The organism is Methylobacterium sp. WL18 (assembly GCF_008040015.1).
In the GTDB taxonomy this organism is placed as follows: Bacteria; Pseudomonadota; Alphaproteobacteria; order Rhizobiales; family Beijerinckiaceae; genus Methylobacterium; species Methylobacterium mesophilicum.
In genome coordinates this window covers 1-975 of record NZ_VRVD01001059.1, presented here as the reverse complement: position 1 = coordinate 975, position 975 = coordinate 1, and the positions used below count along the sequence as shown (strand labels likewise).

Here is a 975-nt window from a genome sequence, read left to right as displayed (position 1 = left end):
AATCGGTGACCTACGGCGGCGCGCCCGCGGCCCGCGACTTGGTGCGCGCGCTCGGCGAGGCCTTCCCGAAGGCGGCCCCCGCCACCGGCTGGGGCATGACCGAGACCTCGGCGACCTTCACCCACCACCAGGCCGAAGATTATCTCGCCCATCCCGAATCCTGCGGCCCGCCCCTGCCGGTCTGCGAGGTGCGGATCCTCGACCCGCTCGGACAGGATCTGCCCTCCGGCAGCGTCGGCGAGCTGTGCGTGAAGGGCCCGAACGTGGTCCGCGGCTACTGGGACGACCCGGAGGCTACCGCCGAAGTGCTCTCGGAGGGCTGGCTGCGCACCGGCGACCTCGCACGCGCCGACGACGAGGGGTTCCTGACCATCGTCGACCGGATCAAGGACATGCTGATCCGCGGCGGCGAGAACATCTATTGCTGCGAGGTCGAGAACGTCCTCTACGCGCATCCGGACGTGATCGACGCCGTGGTGCTGGCCGTGCCCCACCCGACGCTGGGCGAGGAGCCCGGCGCGATCGTGGCGCTCGCTGAGGGCGCCCGGACCGGACCCGAGGAGATCCGGGCCTTCGCGGCCGAGCGGCTCGCGGCGTTCAAGGTGCCGGTGCGCGTGGTGGTCTGGGACGGGCTCCTGCCCCGCAACCCCGCCGGCAAAGTCCTGCGGGCGCCCCTGCGGTCGGTGTTCGCGGTCGGATCAGCTCAGAACGGCTCGCCCTCGTCGTCCGGCCGGTAGACCCGCAGGGACCGGCCGTCCGGGAACTCCACCGAGCGGCGGCGCACGACCAGGTAGCCGGCGGCCTCCGCGGCGCGCAGGCGCTCCAGCCGCTCGTCGGCATAGCCGGGGCCGTAATTGTAGGCGCGGTAGCGCGGATAGCCGTCCGGCAGAGGCGGCGGTGGGGGGGGTGCGACCGCGACCATCCTGTGCGGACGCATGGGCCGGGCCGGCGCCGCGGCGACGCGCGGCCGGGGCG

At 73.8% G+C, this 975-nt stretch carries 1 protein-coding gene and 1 pseudogene; one reads left to right on the top strand and one right to left on the bottom strand.

What is annotated here, in order from left to right; translation table 11 throughout:
• A partial coding sequence (locus FV228_RS30880; protein ID WP_147857878.1) for an AMP-binding protein occupies window positions 1-737 on the top strand: 737 nt, incomplete at its 5' end.
• On the opposite strand, the pseudogene FV228_RS30875 reads toward FV228_RS30880, so the two are convergent.
• A pseudogene (locus tag FV228_RS30875) lies at window positions 704-975 on the bottom strand (hypothetical protein); the annotation flags it as partial. The gene FV228_RS30880 and the pseudogene FV228_RS30875 overlap by 34 nt on opposite strands.